The sequence below is a fragment of the Acinetobacter sp. LF10 genome, from assembly GCF_048585715.1.
In the GTDB taxonomy this organism is placed as follows: Bacteria; Pseudomonadota; Gammaproteobacteria; order Pseudomonadales; family Moraxellaceae; genus Acinetobacter.
Genome location: NZ_CP184160.1, coordinates 1,165,677 through 1,184,615, shown reverse-complemented (window position 1 = coordinate 1,184,615; position 18,939 = coordinate 1,165,677). Strand labels below are relative to the sequence as shown.

Annotated in this window: 24 protein-coding genes; all 24 read right to left on the bottom strand. The window is 41.8% G+C overall.

What is annotated here, in order from left to right; all coding sequences use genetic code 11:
* Positions 1-2: 2 nt before the first annotated feature.
* Positions 3-2,447 carry a hypothetical protein gene (locus tag ACN19N_RS05770; protein ID WP_420002175.1) on the bottom strand — a complete coding sequence of 815 codons (2,445 nt, stop codon included), beginning with the start codon at positions 2,445-2,447 and terminating at the stop codon, positions 3-5.
* A gap of 58 nt (positions 2,448-2,505) precedes the next feature.
* The gene (locus ACN19N_RS05765; protein ID WP_420002174.1) at positions 2,506-2,742 is read right to left on the bottom strand and encodes a hypothetical protein; all 237 of its coding nucleotides are present in this window, start codon (positions 2,740-2,742) and stop codon (positions 2,506-2,508) included.
* 3 nt (positions 2,743-2,745) lie between these two features.
* A complete protein-coding gene (locus ACN19N_RS05760) occupies positions 2,746-3,033 on the bottom strand; it encodes a DUF4236 domain-containing protein (RefSeq protein WP_420002173.1) in 288 nt (95 codons plus the stop codon).
* 71 nt (positions 3,034-3,104) lie between these two features.
* Entirely contained in the window at positions 3,105-3,758 is a 654-nt protein-coding gene (locus ACN19N_RS05755) for a hypothetical protein (RefSeq protein WP_420002172.1), read from the bottom strand.
* Between the two features lie 80 nt (positions 3,759-3,838).
* Entirely contained in the window at positions 3,839-4,612 is a 774-nt protein-coding gene (locus ACN19N_RS05750; protein WP_420002171.1) for a phage antirepressor N-terminal domain-containing protein, read from the bottom strand.
* Between the two features lie 349 nt (positions 4,613-4,961).
* A complete protein-coding gene (locus ACN19N_RS05745; protein WP_420002170.1) occupies positions 4,962-5,264 on the bottom strand; it encodes a phage tail assembly protein T in 303 nt (100 codons plus the stop codon).
* A gap of 5 nt (positions 5,265-5,269) precedes the next feature.
* Entirely contained in the window at positions 5,270-5,653 is a 384-nt protein-coding gene (locus ACN19N_RS05740) for a hypothetical protein (RefSeq protein ID WP_420002169.1), read from the bottom strand.
* A gap of 75 nt (positions 5,654-5,728) precedes the next feature.
* Complete coding sequence (locus tag ACN19N_RS05735; protein WP_420002168.1) at positions 5,729-6,202, bottom strand: hypothetical protein; 474 nt, start codon at positions 6,200-6,202, stop codon at positions 5,729-5,731.
* Between the two features lie 8 nt (positions 6,203-6,210).
* Positions 6,211-6,576 (bottom strand): hypothetical protein, encoded by a 366-nt coding sequence (locus ACN19N_RS05730; protein WP_180045031.1) that lies wholly within the window; start codon positions 6,574-6,576, stop codon positions 6,211-6,213.
* Positions 6,563-7,042 (bottom strand): HK97-gp10 family putative phage morphogenesis protein, encoded by a 480-nt coding sequence (locus ACN19N_RS05725; RefSeq protein ID WP_420002167.1) that lies wholly within the window; start codon positions 7,040-7,042, stop codon positions 6,563-6,565. The genes ACN19N_RS05730 and ACN19N_RS05725 overlap by 14 nt, the downstream gene beginning before the upstream one ends.
* Positions 7,039-7,365 carry a head-tail adaptor protein gene (locus ACN19N_RS05720; RefSeq protein ID WP_420002166.1) on the bottom strand — a complete coding sequence of 109 codons (327 nt, stop codon included), beginning with the start codon at positions 7,363-7,365 and terminating at the stop codon, positions 7,039-7,041. The genes ACN19N_RS05725 and ACN19N_RS05720 overlap by 4 nt, the downstream gene beginning before the upstream one ends.
* 1 nt (position 7,366) lies before the next feature.
* A complete protein-coding gene (locus ACN19N_RS05715) occupies positions 7,367-7,576 on the bottom strand; it encodes a hypothetical protein (RefSeq protein WP_180110528.1) in 210 nt (69 codons plus the stop codon).
* Complete coding sequence (locus ACN19N_RS05710; protein ID WP_420002165.1) at positions 7,577-7,873, bottom strand: head-tail connector protein; 297 nt, start codon at positions 7,871-7,873, stop codon at positions 7,577-7,579.
* A gap of 74 nt (positions 7,874-7,947) precedes the next feature.
* Positions 7,948-9,189, bottom strand: a complete 1,242-nt coding sequence (locus tag ACN19N_RS05705; RefSeq protein ID WP_420002164.1) for a phage major capsid protein — start codon at positions 9,187-9,189, stop codon at positions 7,948-7,950.
* Between the two features lie 63 nt (positions 9,190-9,252).
* Positions 9,253-9,993: an HK97 family phage prohead protease gene (locus ACN19N_RS05700; protein WP_420002163.1), complete on the bottom strand. Its 741-nt coding sequence runs from the start codon at positions 9,991-9,993 to the stop codon at positions 9,253-9,255.
* A 1-nt stretch (position 9,994) separates the two neighbouring features.
* A complete protein-coding gene (locus ACN19N_RS05695; protein WP_151769337.1) occupies positions 9,995-11,269 on the bottom strand; it encodes a phage portal protein in 1,275 nt (424 codons plus the stop codon).
* Positions 11,266-13,113 (bottom strand): terminase large subunit, encoded by a 1,848-nt coding sequence (locus tag ACN19N_RS05690; RefSeq protein ID WP_420002162.1) that lies wholly within the window; start codon positions 13,111-13,113, stop codon positions 11,266-11,268. Before ACN19N_RS05690 ends, ACN19N_RS05695 begins: the two co-directional genes overlap by 4 nt.
* A 9-nt stretch (positions 13,114-13,122) precedes the next feature.
* Positions 13,123-13,644 carry a phage terminase small subunit P27 family gene (locus ACN19N_RS05685; RefSeq protein ID WP_420002161.1) on the bottom strand — a complete coding sequence of 174 codons (522 nt, stop codon included), beginning with the start codon at positions 13,642-13,644 and terminating at the stop codon, positions 13,123-13,125.
* A gap of 309 nt (positions 13,645-13,953) precedes the next feature.
* Complete coding sequence (locus ACN19N_RS05680; RefSeq protein WP_420002160.1) at positions 13,954-14,166, bottom strand: phosphohistidine phosphatase; 213 nt, start codon at positions 14,164-14,166, stop codon at positions 13,954-13,956.
* A 239-nt stretch (positions 14,167-14,405) separates the two neighbouring features.
* Positions 14,406-14,633, bottom strand: coding sequence for a hypothetical protein (locus ACN19N_RS05675; protein WP_257736699.1), 228 nt, complete (start codon positions 14,631-14,633; stop codon positions 14,406-14,408).
* Positions 14,630-15,217, bottom strand: coding sequence for an HNH endonuclease signature motif containing protein (locus ACN19N_RS05670; RefSeq protein ID WP_420002159.1), 588 nt, complete (start codon positions 15,215-15,217; stop codon positions 14,630-14,632). The genes ACN19N_RS05675 and ACN19N_RS05670 overlap by 4 nt, the downstream gene beginning before the upstream one ends.
* A gap of 145 nt (positions 15,218-15,362) precedes the next feature.
* Positions 15,363-15,836, bottom strand: coding sequence for a hypothetical protein (locus ACN19N_RS05665; RefSeq protein ID WP_420002158.1), 474 nt, complete (start codon positions 15,834-15,836; stop codon positions 15,363-15,365).
* A 373-nt stretch (positions 15,837-16,209) separates the two neighbouring features.
* Positions 16,210-18,039 carry a DUF5906 domain-containing protein gene (locus ACN19N_RS05660; protein WP_420002157.1) on the bottom strand — a complete coding sequence of 610 codons (1,830 nt, stop codon included), beginning with the start codon at positions 18,037-18,039 and terminating at the stop codon, positions 16,210-16,212.
* Entirely contained in the window at positions 18,036-18,938 is a 903-nt protein-coding gene (locus ACN19N_RS05655) for a primase-helicase zinc-binding domain-containing protein (protein WP_420002156.1), read from the bottom strand. The genes ACN19N_RS05660 and ACN19N_RS05655 overlap by 4 nt, the downstream gene beginning before the upstream one ends.
* Position 18,939 lies beyond the last annotated feature (1 nt).

Below are 18,939 nucleotides of genomic sequence, written 5' to 3'. Positions count from 1 at the left end.
ATTTATCTCCCAAAATTACGTGCATAGCCTTTCATACTTCCAGCAACGTGCCGATTGTGTTTTTTTAGTACACGCTCAACACTCTTACCATCCAAGGCTTGAATGTTATAAATCGGCTGTTGTACTGATGGCATATCGTACGCAGGTTCACGATTGTTTCGACGGATCTCATCGAGTGTGCTATCAAGTTTTGATGATGTTTGCTCTTTTAGGACACGTTCACCTTTATCAAGCCACCAGCTCCCTTCCTCTGGAATTCGATCAATACCATCATGCGCCATACCGGTTGGCTGGAATGATACAGATCCAATCATTGCAGCCTGAGCCATTTGTAATGCCACTGCACCCGCTGCCAATCCTGGTGCAATGAATGGACCGACCACTGGAATGGCTGAAGCCGATGTCATCACTGCAGAGAAGGTGGCAGGCGCATTCATCATCACTTGAGCAATCGCCATGGCTTTTTGCACGGCAAACATGGCTTGATAGGCTTTGGAGTTTTCACCAAAGACTTGAGCCATGACACCTGCTGCACCTTGAACATAGCTCATGCCCCATTGCAGTTGCATATTGGCACGAGAACGGAAGTACTCTTGCTCAATGAACTGCATACGGTTGTGGTGTGCTTCCCAAATAGCTTCACGTTCTTCAGCGGTATCTGCCAACGCCATTTGCGCATCGAACAGCTCTTGAGATTGATCAATCCGTGAAAAACGCTGCTGTGACAAGGCATGCTCTTCACCCTGCCCTGTCATGTCTGAATAGGTACCACCCCACGCAGCCATTGCAGTATTAACACGAGAACGTTTTTCTTTATCAATTTGAGAAAGCTCTAAACGGTATTTATCGTCCAATGCTTGTTTACGCAGTTCTATCTCATTTTTATTTAATCCACGCTGAGCATCTAAACGAAGCTTATTAATGCGCAGTTCATCAGCAAGTTTTTCTTCTTCAGTTTTACGGTGCTCATATAGCTCATTTTCAAGCTCAGCCACGTATAACTGTTTTCGTGAAGCTGCCTGCGCTTTAGCCAGGGCAGAATAACGATCTTTCGCTTCAGCTTTTAATGTTGCACCCTGAATTTCTTCAAGATCTTTTTTCAGATCCTCTTCAATACGAAGCAACTCATCGCCATATTCATACACCAACCGCTTGGCTTGCTCTAAAGCACGCTCTTGATCACGTAAGACATTATTTAGCTCAGAATTGGCTTTTGTGGCTTTTTTCGCTGATTTTTCTGCCTTGTCTTGCTTCTCAACTAATGTGCCTAAACCTGCATTCACACCGCCTGTTGTTTTCTCAACACTACGCAAGGCTGCCATCTGTGCTGCTGTACCCGAACTTGTACTATTCCACATGCCATCTAGACGATCAGCTGCACCAATAATGGTGCTGTGCATGTCGGCTTTCATCTCATTCGTTAAAGCTGAAATTTCAGCACGTGCCTCATACGCTGCCTTTACTAGACCGATTGGATTCATTTCGTACCAGTCGGTCTCATTCCAGATTGCACCACCAATTGCGGCCATTCCACCAAGTGCTTTACCCAAAAGTTGAATTGATGTAACTGCCCCAATTGCTACCGCAGCAACACCTTTCAATACTTTTGCAATACCTTCAGCTACGCCAGAGAATTGAATTCCCTGCTCAGATCCACCAAAAAAAGCCTGTGCAATATCAACAAAAGCAGGAATCACCGCCTGCATCAGCTGATTTTTAGCACCTTGTAACTGTAAATCGAGCAAATACATTTGCTCTTTGAGAATTTTAGCTTTAGCAATGGTTTCATCGTTCATCACGATGCCAGCACGTTCCGCAGCATCGGAATAAAGCTGCATGCCCTCACCACCATTGATCAACAATGGAATGAGGTCGGTCATATCTGAAGCCATCGACTCCAGATAGAATGACATTTGCTGTTGCGTTACCCCTGCTTCTTCAAGCTTATCGACATAGAGCTGGAGTGCTTCAGGTCCCGAAAGTTTCTGCATTTTTAGAATCAGCTTTTCGGCTGCTGCTGCAGATCCTTCAGTCTTCACTGCGATTTGTTCAAAGAAATCGACACCGCCACCAGCGCCAATCGTCGTCAACTCACCTAGCTTTTCATTGAAGTCCTTCATCATGTCGCTGAGCGCTTCTTGCTCAATACCATAGGCCTGAGCACCCACCGCCATTTTTTGGAAATCTTGAGTGGTTGTATTGGCACGCAGCGCGAATTTTTCGAGTTCAGCGGCTTGATTTGCTGTTTCCCAAGCCATGGTTGCAAGTGCCACTGTCGCTGATGCTGCACCCGCAGCAACTGCGGTACCCATGACTTTTGCACTGGATTTAATTTTGTCAAAGGTTGATACAGATGTTCGTTGTGCATCCTGCATACCTTGTTCAAAATTTGCCGTATCTGCATCAAGCAAAATTTGAATACGGCTTAAAATATCATTACCAGCCATCACTTTTCTCCAGATGAAAAAAAACCGCTATTAAAGCGGTTATAATTTCATATTTAATTCACTTATATTTTTTACAATCTCTGTCCAAAATACCCTGTGACATTATTACCCGATTCTTATTACCAACCTTTTTATAATATCTAAGTAAATCTTTTGTCGCCTGACATTTCTTAGGTAAATTTCTAGCCTTGGTAGCTTCTGCAAAATTCGATAACAATCTATCTTCTTCCTTATCATTAGCATAAGAATTTATAGGGATAAAATAAACTGCAAACAGCAATATTAAAAACTTCATAAATCACCCGAATATAAATATGATAAAAAACAAAACAACAAGACCAATAATAAGTAATGTTCCAAAACCTATCTGATTTTTATTATCTTGTGATTCATTGCTGTTATGTGGTCTATAGCTTGAATGAGACAAACCACTACCTGGAATACCAACTGTAGTTTTAGTTCCTTTTCTACTAACATTCACTCTTGCGCCATTCTTTCCAACAGAAACGCTACTAATCCCTTTTTTTGTAACGTTTAATTTTACACCTGGCGCAATTTTAAAACTCTTTCTAAAATTAAAACCCATAAAAAATCCCCATCATTATTATTGATAGGGATCATACTATTAGTTTAAGAATTGCACAACTTTACTCAAGATCAGAAATTATAACGTAAACCAACTTTATAAGTCACGCCATCAAAGTCACCTACAGTAATACTATCCTGTCCAGTTGCAACGCCACCATGCCAAGAACATGTGCCAGAACCTTTGCTGTCACTACGAGTCCCATCTTTGCAAAGCGTACGCTTATCTTTGATCTCAATCGCCCACTTGTAGCCAATACCACCATATACAGACAAATTCTGTGCAAAATTATAACCAGCTTCAATACCAACAGGCATTGTAAAATATGCAGAGCTATCAAACCCGTCAACATCAATTACACCAACGCCAACACCTAGTGTCCCAAGTAAATACACATTGTTTACATTGTAGAAATTCAAATGACCGCCAGCCGCAAGCTCATAGTAACTTATATTCGCTTTCTTAGTTGTATAGTCCCACTTAGACCCATTCCAAAAAATGATTTTTTCACCATTATTAAACTCACTACTCGTAAGGTACTCAAATTTCCCCCAATATCCATTATGTGATTGTGATGTGGAAATACCAAAAGCACCACCATTCAGATCAGCACTAATACCATCACTAAACTTCCCCTTATGTGCAGAATATTCAGCAAAAAGTGAAGAACCCGCAAATGCCGAAGTAGATAGTAAACACATAGTAGCGAAAATTAACTTTTTCATAAAAATCCCCATCATTATTGATAGGGATCATACTATTAGATTTAAAATTACACAAACTTACTTATTCATGAAATCTAAAATCAAACTCGTCCATTGAGATATGCCATACCATCTTCATTAATCATGATGACTTCCTCAACACCATTTTTACCAATTTCATTTTGAATAAAAACCAAATCAAAAGACTTACCACGCTCGGTCACTTTCAGTATCGGCTTATTATGTTCAACATAGGTGCAGCGTTCCTGAATGATATACTCATCCTCCAAAACTTTCTTAATCTTAGATACTGGAACTTTTAAAACATTCGCTGCTTCTTCTATACTGATCGCACTTCGCACCATTTTAAAATCATACCTACGACATTTCCGTTGCATATCTTCAACTTGTGCCCGCATGGTATCAATCATGTCATCATACTGTCTAAACATACGATGGTATTTAAGTGCCAAATTATTGTGAACATCTTTGCTCACATACATAGACATATCTATTTGCTTTGGTGGTTTAGGCATAAAGTGTTTGTAAAGCACGTCATAACATTCAAGTTGATATTTCATCAAAGTATCTTTTATTTCAGACTTAACTTTACTTATATCTACTCCCATTAACCATCCATTTAACAACCCTAATGGTAAACATACATATTGCTGAATACCACCGTTAGAAGGTATGTCCATAATGGACATACCCTTGCTAAGCACATGATTACGTTTAATTCTTCTTAATTGAGCTTCCCATTGAAGCCCAATATTTTCACATATAGGCTTCATAGCAACATAAGGTTTATCCTGATGTAAAAATACAGGTAATTGTTGATTATTAAATTTAACAACTTTTGAAATAGCATTCATGGCAAATCCTCTTTGATAAGAATTACCACCAAATTCAGGCTAATAAATTGGGTGGCAGATTAGATAGGATTAGCCTTACCAGCAAAGAGAACTGGCGCATCTTGCGATGCTCCTACCTAACCCACCATAGTAGGTGCTTTTCACAGGTTGTAAAAAGCTTTAGGCAAAATAAAACCGCTTTGAGCGGTATTGCTCTCTTTGAATGTATTTGGAGGCTAACCCAAATCACAGATTTTGCTGTGACTTAAAAAGCCTAATCCAATTTTTTCAAAAGTGCAACAACCTAAGCGGTATCTTATTTGCTGTGCTTGGTAGAAAATATGATTTTTTATGGCAGTTTTAAACATTCTTATGCCTTTGACTTGGCACTTAAAGCTCCAAACACTGCTTTGATGTTACGCATCACTTGCTCTTGATCTGGTTCAGGCTCTGCTTTATTGCGATTAAACACAGTGAAATCCCGTAATGTCAGTTCATTTTTCACATGCAAATCAGCAAATGTTTTACAGACATTGGCAAATAATGCATCTTCACGTAGAACACCGATTGGCTCGAATACTGAAAATGCTTTCCAGTACTCGAACTCCTCAGCACTCATACTGCTCATCAACTCGTTTACGGTCCGACCCAACCGCAGTGCGAGCTGAAACATAAACATTAGTTCTGGTCGTTCGCGGAGTTTTTTAGTTCTTCAGGCTCCACTTCTTTATTGGCCTGCTGTGCAATCATTTCAGGTGTCACACCAATTGCTTGCAATGCAACCTTAACCAATGGATCAGTGACATATGTTGGTAAGTTATTAATATCATCCAACGATAGCTTTTGAAGAATCAGTTCTTCTGTTTCGGGGTCAAATACGGTTTTTTGCAACAATAAGGCATTGGCAATTTTGTCATTGTCTTTACGCTCAGCGAAATACTCTGCACGTAGCTGCAAGGTCATGGATGTAAAAACACCAACTTTACCCACTTCAGGAACTTCAACGACCTGTGAAGATTTTTTACCAACGGTACCTAAAAATGCATTTACTAATTTAGACATGATTGCCTCTCATTTTTTTGAAATAGATAGAATGAAAAAACCCCGTCGAAACGGGGTCTTTTTGAAATAAATCGATTAAGGTCCTGATGGAGGAGGATTAATCACCGAAACACCATTTTCTAAGTGGTCAACAGCACCAGAGATGGCAATCGTTAAAGCCACACGGTTCTTTTTCGATGCTTCACGCGATGGTGCAAATTTGGTGATCGATCCGCAAAATTTATATGAAGTTTTAGCTTCATCAGGTAATTTGATTTCCCAATCAAAACAGTCACCAGCAATGAAGGCACGCTCCAGTGTCACCTGCTGATCATCATTAGTCCGTTGAAGTAAGCCCAATTCGATATTGCCGTAATCAATGACACCAGCTGCCAATTTTTCAGCAAATTTTGATGTCACAGAAGTCACATCATCAGTCGGACGTTCACCTGCAGGTAAAGGCAAATCCAATACATCTGCAATTAATGTTTGAGTAGGGAAAAGCGGTGCTCCAGTCACATGGAGTTCGATCCCTTGGGAATCAACTGTTCCCGCTGCGCAATCAGTCATAGTGTCTCCTAACAACTGTTATCAGATTGAGTCATGTAAAAATCGATTTGCTGACAGTGCAGCAAGGTTTCAGTATCATGTGATCCACGCTCACCAGCTGGCGTGCATTCACAGTACGGATTCTGTTTTGAAAATAATTTCTTAATTTGATTGGCACGCTGTGATGCTTTCAATTTTTCATGGTGATAGACATTCACTTGCATGCGGACATAATCAATACCCGTCCAACCTGTTACATCGTTTTGCGGTACCGTGCTAATGTCCTGAAAGGTGACATAGCCATCTGTCAGGTCTTCACCTGCAGTAATGGGTGCAGGTCCACACTTAAATCCAGCACCACTCAGCAGTACATTACAAATTTCAATCGCCAGCATCTCCATTTCCTCCCGCACTTGCTCGACGTTGAATAACATCATCGACATAACTGCGATATCGATCTTTAAATCGCTGCAAGGCTTCTGATTTTTTTGTATCAAAACCTGGACGTATAAAAGGAATAGCAGCCATATTGGGTGTACCATACTCCAAGAAACGCCAATAAAATGCCTTGTTATATTTTATTTGAAGTGCCACACCACGGCTTTTCTCAAGTTTTACTCTTTTTCTCGAAATCGCTTTTTTTAATCCACCAGGCTTAACTTTATCTTTTCGACCATTTCGATAGCGGATATATTCTGATTCAGCCTTAGGTGCTAAACGCTTTACTTCTTTTACTATCGGGCTAAGCGCATAACTAGCTGCATTCATTACATACTGTTGTTGCTTTGCTAGACTCACTAATCTGGTCAATTGCTTTGTAAGATCGTCCAAGCCTTCAACTTCCACAGACGAATCAATCATATTTTCCCTACCGCACACATAATTCGATGTTTGGCACGACTGACTGGCAAGATGCCGGTAATCGCATAAATGTTTTGGCTGTCTGCATCACGCAACTGATGTTCAGGCAACAAATCTGGAAAATCTTCAGGTCGGTAATTGATCTGAACGACTAAAGCCGATCCCATCGCACCAGATGACGAAAATGCTGAAGTACTGACAGGTACTTCACCGCCATAAAATTCACCAATCTTGTTCCACACCCATTTTTTTTGACCCGCACTGTCTTTTTCTTCAGTACGTTGCAGTACTTCGTACAGATGGTCTAATTCGCCTGATTGCATGTCATTCCCCTATTTCATGGATGCCAGCTGTCCAATCAAGTGATTCTTTAAGATGATGCTCAATCTCTGCGAGAAGTTCTTTAATACAGTTCGTTGAAACAGGAACCGTACCTTCTTTCATCTTTTCTTGAAAAACTAAAACCTTTTTCAAAGCATCTTCTTGAGCAATAATTGAAAGCATCGCTGCTTTTTTTATTAAACGTTTTGACATTTAGACCCCCATTCTTCGGTATGGCAGCATGTAATTTTCAACAGCATTGTTCACATAGAGATTCACCTCAGTTTGAGCTGCTCGGTTCTGGTACATATCAGTAATGATCAACAAGGCTGCAATCGTCAAATCTTCATGCAACTTGCCTTCGACCAGTACTTCTTCAAGTGGTCGATCTAAGAAATTTTGAATATGTTTTAGAGCTGCTTTTGTGAGTAATCCGATGTAATCATCATCACGGTTATGCAGTACACGTAACTGCTTTTTGACAATGTTGGGGTCAATTAAATCACTCATAAAAATAGCCTTTTTGCGACACGAAAAGAGTTAAAAAAAGCACCCCGAAGGGTGCTTTTTGTGAATATTTAAGATTATGTAGTCAAGTCGCCTGCCACGTTGGCATCAGGAATGATCACACCACCAGCCGCACGCATTTCTGAACGAACTGTCGCAAGGTTCTTAATGAAGTTGTCACCGTCTTCAAGGGATACCTGAGTATCCACATCCTGACGAATATATCCGTCATAACCAATGGATAAGTTACCACACCAGAATTTTCGGGCCGTTTGAGCTGGACTGAAACGGACTGGCAAGCCCCACAAGTACACTTGCGCGCCAATACCTGTTGGCACGCCAACAATATAATGCCCATCCTCACCCTTGAGACGTTCAATAAAGCCCCAGTCTTCAGGGTTCAAAATATAGCATTCAGGCTGAACAAAGGATTTTGCCGCCTTGTACTTGGCTTTATTCAGAATATCAAGGTCAGTGTCTTCAGGATCAACGGTGATGGTGACAAAGTTACCTGTCTCCATTAACCCGCTAAAGTTTTTAGGCTGTCCAACAGCAGGGGTATGACCATTGATCACGAACCATTCCAGCTTGAAACGAATACCATAGGCCATGCGGCTTTCGATATATGAAGCAAGCATCGGCATATCTGCCAGCACCTGATTCGATACCTTGATCCAGTGAGCAATCACCCCGACATTCAGTACCATTGTGCCGAAAGTCAAATTAGATTCAGGCTTGGCTGTACCCTCTGGCACAATATCCGCCATCAAGCCCCAAGCGGTTTCACGCAACAAGGTAACAACATCGTTTGTAAGCGGTGCCCAGGTAATCAGGTCAACCACTGTTAATGGTTGCCACGGACGACGGTTCAGATCATTTTGTGCATATTGTGCGTTATCGCCCAAACTGCCCAAAGTGATGATGTTACGGGCTTTGATACCATCAAAATTCACACTGGAATTTTTCTGGCGTTTGCTCAACATGGTTTGGGCAATTTCGATTGCTTCTGTATTGCGGATCAGGATGCCAACAAGCGTATCAGCTTCCTCTTTATTACGGGTTTTGGCCTGATTCACCAAATCAGTTTGAATCTGGGTAATATCCGCAGCGAGCTTGTTAATTTCAGTGGTACGATCTTCAAGTTCTTGACGGACATTTTCAGGCAAATTGGTCAATTGGTTCTGGCGGGTCTCAATCAATTTATCCAGTTTTGCAATACGATCTTGTAAATCCTTGGATAAATCATCAATAGACTGACCGCCTGCATTACGTGCATAAATCGGTAAAGTCATTACTGGACGAGGCATATAAGCTGTCATATATTTTTCCTTGCAAGAAAAAACCGCCTCAAATGGGCGGTCATGTATGTAAAAAATTAAGGTTTAAACTTGGTCCAACCAAGCAAAGGGGTCTTTTTTAGGTTCAGGTTCTGGTTGTCCAAAAGACTGAACACGCTGGATCAGTGCAGTTGAAGCCGCTTCATCAAGATTGAACTGGCGTAAAAAACGTTTTAAATCATCCTCAGTCTGAATATTACGCATGTCAGCATCCGTGATACGGGCATTGCGGTCACTGGGTTCATCACACGGACTGATTTCATATAAATTGGCGCGTTTGATCCGTACATATTCGCCCAAGTCTTCAACATCCATTGGATTCGGACGGAAAAATGCAACAGATAAGCCATCAATGGTTTTATCCTCCAGCATGGCCCGAACATCATGGGCCAGACTGTGATTCGGGGTAATACGCCCCGTCACTTTCAACCCAATGTCATCCTCTTCCAGATTCAACCACTTACCAATTCGCATACCATAGGTCGGATTGACCCAAACCAGTTGATAACCGTGGTTATAGTACATATGGCATCGTGCTGCACCCGCCTTGACTGCATTGATATAATCAGTAAAAGCACCTTTGACAAACTGTTCGCCATGCGAATTGATACTATCCCAGCGCACAGCATACCCCTCAAACTCAAACGGCTTGTTCTGGTCTTGCTGCTCATCAAAACGCAACTGCATATCTTGAAACGGTAGCAGCCGCGTCTGAACATCTGGCATCTGAAAGCCTGCATTCCGCAACAGCAAAGGCAAACCAATACCATCATTGAGTAACTTCATTTTACTCCCCTTGTCCTGTCTGCCCTGTCACTACACGATCAAGGGTAATAAGATTAGATGCCAGCATCAGATTGTCACCACCCTCAATCGGTGCATAACCCTCTTCAATCCTGACCTCATTAATTGTTGACTGACCGCTTTCGATGCGCGCCTTGTTGTTCGCAATACGTGTGGTAATGGATGCCCGTAACAAGTCCTTGATCTTAAATTCAAACTCGTATGTGTCCCAATCGACCCGATCCAGCAGATTCAGCCGTGCAGATTCCTCAATTCGTTCAAAGTAAGGACGCAAACCAAAGCGGTAAAACGACTCGACCAGTTGTTCAATACCACTGCCCCAAACCGTTGAACCGCTTGTGTCATTGATCAGGACACTAGGTACACCATAGAAACGACAAATTTCTTCAACCGTAAAACGTCGGGTGGATAACAGTTCAATATCTTCAGGCGTTAAGCTGATTTTCTCGAACGTTAAGCCACCCTCCAGCACTGGCAGAAACCAGTCATCGCCAGATACCAGCTCTGACATTTCCTGACGCAATGCATCACGCTGTTCTTTTTTCAAAGATTTTTCAGTTGATAGCGTTCCAGAGGGTTTTGCCCCATTTTCCATCACACGCCCGACTTTATCGTCAGTGGCAAGGCCAATTCCGATTGATCTGGCCCCATACGCCAAAGGCGACATGCCAACCAAGCCAGTGCCAAACAATTTGACGTGCCAGATTTCCTTATCTGTCAGAATTTCCTTTTTTCCGTCAAAATATGTGACGTGGTACTCTTTTTTGCCTTTATCATTCAATTTTGGTAAAACCGACGCATTATTGATCACCACAAGCTGATTAAGCTGTTTGTGATAGTAATATTTCCGCACATAGACATTTCCACTGATCAAATTCAGCATAAAAGTCTCTTTAAACTCAACATTTGTCTGATCATCGTTGGGTTTATTGCGGAATAAACGGGCTAAATCATGATCAAATATCTGTTTTCTATGCCGATTTTTATCAAAAATGAACATCTCAAGCGGCAAACTCGCCACCGTTTCAGCCAGAATTTTATGACAGGCAAACACCGCAGAAAGCGTCATTGCCCGTTCAAACGTTGCTGTACTGGCAATACGGCTGTTTGAACGTGGAAAATCAATCAATGTCCCTTTTTTGGGACTTTCTGGGCCTGTGCTTCGCCCCTGTAAATCCTTGACTTCATTCACGGCCCGTTGGATTTTGTCCTTTTCAAGACACTCAAACAGCCGATTTTTTGCAATTTTTGCTGTCATCGTCGTCTACCTACCACCATGTTTTCTAAATAGTCATCCACGTCCCAATCATCACCAATTTCACCAGGGACAAGCTCAAAAACTTCCTCTTTATCCCAGTACATCGCCCTTGATGCAGCGATAATTAAACCAACACCAGCATCAATTTTTTTTGCCCGTGAAATTTTTCGCGGAAAAATATTGTCCTTGGCATCAGGCTTGACCACGATATTGAGAATGCACCAACCAAAAACAGGATTGCCGTCATAAAAGAAACGCCCCTCCGCAATCAGAACCTCAATCCAGCGCATGGCTGGACTCAAGTATTCAGTACGTTGTGGCACCTCAATAACATTGATTCCTTCATCCAGTAAATCCGCTGTCACCTGTTCAGCATGGTACGGATCGTGCCCAACCTCATAAAATGGATAATCTATGTGATGTTGAATAATGTCTTCTTTAATGCGGTTAAAATCAGTTGAAGCGCCAGGCGTTTCAATTAAGTAACCATCATCACGCCAGACTGGATAATCATCGGGACGCATCTCGCCATTAATTGCTTCCGTGGCCTCAATCACACGCTCGTTGATATAGTTATGTGAAAAAGCGTGCCACATCACCTTGCCATTTTCCCGACGGGGACGCAGTTCCACCCAGCTTGCCAAGTCCAGACGGCTTGCCAAATCGTAGCCACCAAACCCAACCACGCCCTTAAATTCCTGAATCCTGACCTGATCATCAATGGTATTGGTCAAAACAGATTCAGCAATCCAGCCGTCCACCGCCCCGACCCACTCGTTCAGATGTTTCTGCCGAAATATGGCTTCATTGGCTGGGGAAATCTTACATTTATCAGCCATGCCCTGAAGATATTCAGGCTTTACTGAAATACCAATATTCGGGTTCGCTTTAGACCAGTTTTTCGGGTCTTTCCAATCATCGCCTTTATCTAAAGAAAAAATCATCCCGAAATATCGGTCATGAGTCGCTTCCCCTTTCAGGATAGCGACAACGATTTTCCGTTCACGGTAACAAACAGATGTTGTGTCCTTGCCTGCCGTAGTAATCGCAAAAAGTAGCGGCTGGGAACGTGATGCAATCCCGTTTGAAACAATGTCATACATGCCCGAATCTTTATGCGCATGTAATTCATCAATCAGGCCACAATGTACGTTGAAGCCGTCCTTTGATCCGTCCCGATCTTGTGATAGCGCCTTAAATGACGAGTTGGTAGTGGTCTGGAAAATTGAATATTCTTGCTTCGTAATATCAAAACGCTCGCGCATCTTTGGCGAATACTCAACCATTGTTTTTGCCGCGCCAAACAAAATATTGGCTTGGTCTCTGGTCGTGGCAGCCGCGTAGACGTTGGAACCTGGTTCACCGTCGATGAACCCCATGTAAAGCCCGACAGCAGCAAGCCAAGTCGTTTTACCATTTTTCTTAGCAACTTCCAGATATACATAAGTGAATCGGCGCAAATCTTCATAATCGACCCATCCAAAAATATTGACCGTGACAAAAATCTGCCAAGGCGACATAACCAAAAGATTTCGGGTTCCGTCACGCCTCAAGCGCGCCAACTCACCTTCAACATGAGGACAGGTTTCAATAAAAAAGCACGCATGATGTGCGCGCTTTAAATCGAACTTAAACCCAAACCCTATGTCAGGCGGCTTTGCGCCAATTTTTAATGATTTAAGTAATTTTTCTGTTTCCTCATCACCCGATCCAAGCGCAATGCCTGAGCGATTTAGGTCATTCAGGAAACGTTTGACTGCAAGTTTTTCCAACTGCCCAGCCGTGCGCACTCCAGAGCGCACGTCATGGCAATACTGGAGCGCAATTTTGAAATAATCGCGCATAAAAACTCACTAACTTGAACGAATGTTAAACCCAGCATAGGGGTCATTTTCTTCTTTCTGGGCAGCATCAGCACCCAGTAGGTCAAGCTGCTGTTGCTTGTTGATCTTGACACTTGAACGCGCCTTTGGGGTCAAGCCAAATTCAGCAGCCGTTTTTAAAATTTGTTCCTGAAGCTTGTTGCGAATCTGGACAAATCCTGCCTGAACCTCAAAACCGTTGGGTGTACTTGCCAGCCATGATTCAATGTTGTCCAATTTCTCAACCACATCGGCATAGCGTGCAACGTTGTCACAGTGAATTGAAAACACATCACCATCGACTACAGACATTAAGCCCGCCTGAACCAACGTGGGCCCCAGTACATCCCAGTGTTTTTTCGCGGCTCCTTTTATCCAACGAGGGCATGGCGGCATTCCCAGTTCCACGGCTGCATTTGCTTCCTGTGCATCCCCATCCCGATCTGAACGGATGCGGCTGCCACTTAAATTTTTTTCCTGTAAGGACTTAGGTGGACGACCCATATTAGACATAAGAACCTCCAAATTTTTTAAAACTATTTAAATATTAGAGGTATACCCCCCTATGGACTTTTGACCACGTAAAAATTTCATGGGGGGGCGGTCTTTTCTAGGAAAGCCTTTTCGACTTTTTACCCCCTATCCCCACACAATAATTATTTGAAAATAGAGCAACTGTATTGTGTGCCTTTAATCCAAAACACTTTTTGATTTTTACAAAGTGCAATCGTATTTGTAACTGAGATGAATATGCTGAACAGTAAGATTAGAATCAAAACAAGAACCCAAACCCCAGACCAATCGCGGTCTTTTCTTTTCATTTCAATCATCCTCTTTTATCACTCGACGATGTAGATCTGTTTCATCTAGTCGAGCAAGTCGCAAACGTTCATAGATTTCTACACGTGGATTTTTTTCACCATTCCAAAGTACATGCAGACTTGAACCAACCTGAACTACCACGCCAACATCATCAAAGCCATTGATGTCATCACGATAGACAACAGGATCACCAAGCAATATAACTTCACTCATGTTGCCACCGCCTTGAAATGTGAATGATGCAGCTTGTGGGTAAACCCATCCGCGTCATCAACTTCAACAATCTTGTCCTGAATTGATTTAATCTCAAACCTCTCTTGGTGAAAATATGAGAGCTAACGCAAATACCATTGCATAGATGCCGCTAAAGCAAGACATCACCTGATCATCAGTCATTAATGCGCCAAAACTAGACAGCACATAAAAACACAGAAAAAAGACATTCAATTTGATCATTCCTCACCAACCCTTTCCAAAATTGTTTGGATTGCTTTAATTGTCATTTGGTGATTTTCACTAGGAACGACGAATAAACTTGCTATAGATTCACACTTGCGCCTGTACTTTTCAGCTCGTGCTGCATGATGTTTGTATTTCTTATCAAGCATCTCATTAAACTCAAGCAACTCAGCATGTTCTTGCTGAAGCTGCTCAAGTGTCATGTTCATGTAGTCACTCATGCAGTCACCGCTTTGAAATGTGAATGATGCAAACGGTGTATAAAACCATCTGCATCTTCAACTTCGATTATCTTGTCTTGAATTGACTTAATCTCAAATTGATCTATAGCTTTGCAACTCAGTGAATCAAATGCATAACCTGTAGCAGCATGTACCATTTGACCAACTTTAAATACATAACAAGATACTGGCTTTTCAATTACTGTCTGCTGATATGACCAGCTACCCTTGTCTTCAGTTGCAGTCTTTCTGTCATGACAGGATTTGCACAGTGCTTGCCAATTCGACTTATCCCAAAATAGTTTCTTATCGCCTTTATGCGGAATGATATGGTCAACCACCATTGCCATCTCAATATAACCACGACGCTTATGATCAACACACAATGGATGCTCATCCAAGAACAAAAGCCGCTGTTTATCCCATTCAGCATCATAGCCGCGCTGGTGAGCTGTGCCCCGTTCACGATCTTTCTTTCTGATCCGTTCTTGATGTTGATCACAGTAACCACCGTTCACAGCAAAGTCTTTACAACTACTCACCTTGCACGGGCGTTTTGCCCGTTGGGGCGGTTTGTTTGCCATGATGCTAGACCTCAAAAAAAAGAGGACTGTATGCGGTTAAACATACAGTCCTTTGAATAGAGTCCTAAGACTCTGAGGATTAAACTTACAATAATTCATTATGGAGAAAACTAACTTAACTTTGTTCCAGTGTCAATAACTTATTTTAATTAGTTTTATAGAGCTGAAAAAAGATCTTCTCTTCAGCAATTGCATACTCCTTTTCAAAATCTTCAAGAATCAATGTAATCACCTTACCCAAGTACCGATGCACCACACGATATTCAACACCAGCCAAGACAGCACGATTTCGGCATGATGGTGTGTAATTAGCCGTCACTTTGCAGAACTCCAGCAACGCAACACGAATCACAGTCTGGTGATAATCAAAAGCCAGTTTTTGGCCAGCAAATAAACCTTGGTACTTTTGCACCAGCAATTGAGAAAATTGATTTAAATTTTCATCACTGTTTGCATCAAAGCATTTCAACTTAATTAAATTTTCTTGAAGTGGTGTCAGCTTCGCAAAGCTCATTGCAAGCACAACATCCTGAGCTGTAAGTTCAGATGAAGCATTATCAACCCTAATTGCTTCATAATTAACAGTTTTTGGATTTAATAATCGAATTAATTTTTCCATTGGTTAGCCTTTCAGGTGAACGAGTGAACGACTTGGGAACGACATTTTTAAGTCATTCACCTGATAAACATTTGTTTTTATTATTAAATTCTTTAAAAGTGAACGAGTGAACGAAAAAATACGCGCGCACGTGAGAGTAAAAAAAATAAAGACAGAGTTATTGAGTATAGAATATAGATAAATAAGAGGGTATATAAATTTTCTTCCCACGTGCGCGGGAGAAAAGTCGTTCTCTCGTTCACCTGAGAGTAATTCATTATTATAATTCAATGGCTTACTAGGTGAACGACTAGGTGAACGAGCGTTTTTGTCATTCCCCTCGTTCACCTGAACAGCTTCACAAGCCATTGTTTTTACGTCACAAAGCTTAGGTTTAGGCAGTTTTTTTGTCAAGTACATTTGGTACACCTTTTTCAAATTCATTCACGCACTCTCCATACCAATCCAATGCATTCCGATCAGCAGGCACTTCACCAACCTTGATGATCAGGGACTGGCCCTCTTGACGGATATACCGCCATTTCTGCTTCTCAAGCAGCTCTATGCCATCTATCTTCTTGATATCCTCAGTAAATTTCCGATAGGTATATTTATGCTCCAGCGTTGCAGATGCCCACTCTTTGTATGAATCATAGAGCTGACTTGCCTTGCAACTTACAATTTTGTACTTGGTTTCACCAGACAACCATTCGTCAATAAACACCTCAATAGATCGCTTACTTGCATTAATCAATGCCCGTTTAGCGTCGGTAATCGGTGGCTTATCATGCTTAAATTCCTCCAAAGGCACACTCATTAAGTAGGTATAGAACGCATCTAGGCCATCATTTGCGATTTCTGCATAGACTTGCTCACTCAATTTCTCATCTAGCTTATTTTGCGGTGCGATGACAAACCAACGTCTCGCTTCACCATGCAACGGAAATGGAATATTTTCATTTGAAGCAAATGCCATATTGAAATATGCAGGCACTTGTTTCTGAGGGCGTTGCTTCTCATTGATCGTTACACTTTTTGCAGTAATCAACGCATTCAGATAAGGCGTAACGTTGTACTTAGTGGCATTCGTTGCAATTTCTTCACCAAAAATGAATGCTGCATTGTTCAACCAACCGTTAAATTGAGGGCTTTCCAATTCTTGTGAGGTAATAACTCGGTGATATTTACCGTAAATTCCACCCATTACTTTTTCAAATAACGTTGTTTTTCCCGACCCTTGAACATGACTTGCCATCAATACAGCACTGTGCGCCTTTTGCCCTTCGTTCTGAAGTGGATACGCTAGCCACTGGAGCAACCAACGCTGAATATCTAAATCACCATTACACAAACACCAGGTCATTTTTAAAATGCCTGCACATTTTGCCAGTAATGAACGAGTATCTAATGGGTTATGATCCTGATCCAAGAGCTGCTTAACACCATAGCCCTCAAATGTATTGATATAATTTGGATCAATATCAATTTTACGTGTTGGATCGAATATCAATTTTTCATAATCGATTTCACAACGAGTCGGACTTTCAATCCATTTCTTATACTCATGCGGGTACATCAATTGAGATGCAGACCACGATACCACACGGTTTAAAGACTTGTCATAGATATACGTTTCACCTTTCAACAAAATGCAGTTTTTGCTCATATTGGGTGCTACAGATCCAATGTCTTGATTAAGCAGAGCTTCAACTTCATCTTTTTCAAGCGTTTTGCGGTTCTCGTGACTATACCAGTGCTTAAACGTATTACTGAGCGTATGTTTCAATGATGAAATCTTGAATTTATGCTTGGTTTTAAAGTCAAAAGCATCATTGCTACACGCAATCACAGCATAGCGATCTAAAGCATTATTAAGTTTAGCTTCAAGACTGTTTGGATCAAGGACCCTAAAATTTTCCCCACCCCCCGCTGTTTCCTGCTGACCAGTTTCAATAGAATGGCCATTCATTGGCGGTGCAAAATCTAGCTGAAAAGCATCATCGGAATAGTCGATATATCCATTATTTTCTGGCATTTCCCCTAAATTGTGGTCGGTTAAATTTAGGGGGCACGGGGAAACATCAAAAGCAAAATCAGATGATGAAATGGCCGTTTCGATCTGCCGACGAACTTCACCTAACCCCGACAACACATGCAGATCGTTAAAATCAGATGGTGGCTTAACTGCTGCTGGTGGCTGCTCGTTATTTTCTTCGAGATTCATACAGACTCCACCGTTTGAAATTTAGGTAATACAATGATACCGCCAGTGGCAGCCACAGCTTTATTCGCAGCTTTTAGACCTGCATTTAGCGTTGCACTGTCATCATCAGCACAGTAAACAAGCTGCAAATTTGGATATTTAGAACGAATTGCAATGCCGACCTTGTCGATATTGCCTGATTGAAATGCGATTACCGTTGTGTGTCCTGTCGCTTCATAAATACTTGCTCCAGTTGCATAACCTTCCGCAATACATACGATTTGATTTTCAGCTAGGATTTTTCCAATGATATAAAAGCAGTCATTAACACGCCCACCATTAAGATAAGGCTTAAATCCATCTGCATGGATCTCCTGCATATTCCAAATTTTGCCGTCTATATCAAACAGAGGAACAAGCAGATTACCTTTGCCATTAATCTTGCAACCGTGATTCTGCACTTGTTTACGATCTAAATAAGGGCAATCACGGTCTACAGATTTACCTTTCCAAAGTCGATCCGCACGTTTTGCAGCAGCTTCTTGCGCCTTACGTTCTTCAGCTTCAGCCTGTAAACGCATTTTTTCTTCACGTTCACGCCATTTCTGACGATCAGCATCGGTTACTTTACTATCTGCCGATAAACCAACAATTGAGCCAACCTCTTTTAAAACTTCCGCATGTGTATAGCCGCGCGCTTTCACAACTAGCTCAAAACCATCACCCGCACCACATTGGTTGCAGATCCAAGTGCCCTTGCCCTGTTTGTCATCACAACGGAAACGGTCAGTACCACCGCAAATCGGACATGGCCCATGTTTGTTTTTATGAACTGGTACCGTGATTGCAAAAGCTGGGAAAATCATATCTTTCCAGCGACCCAAGGCTGCATCACGTACTTGAGGGAATGTTAGTGCCATC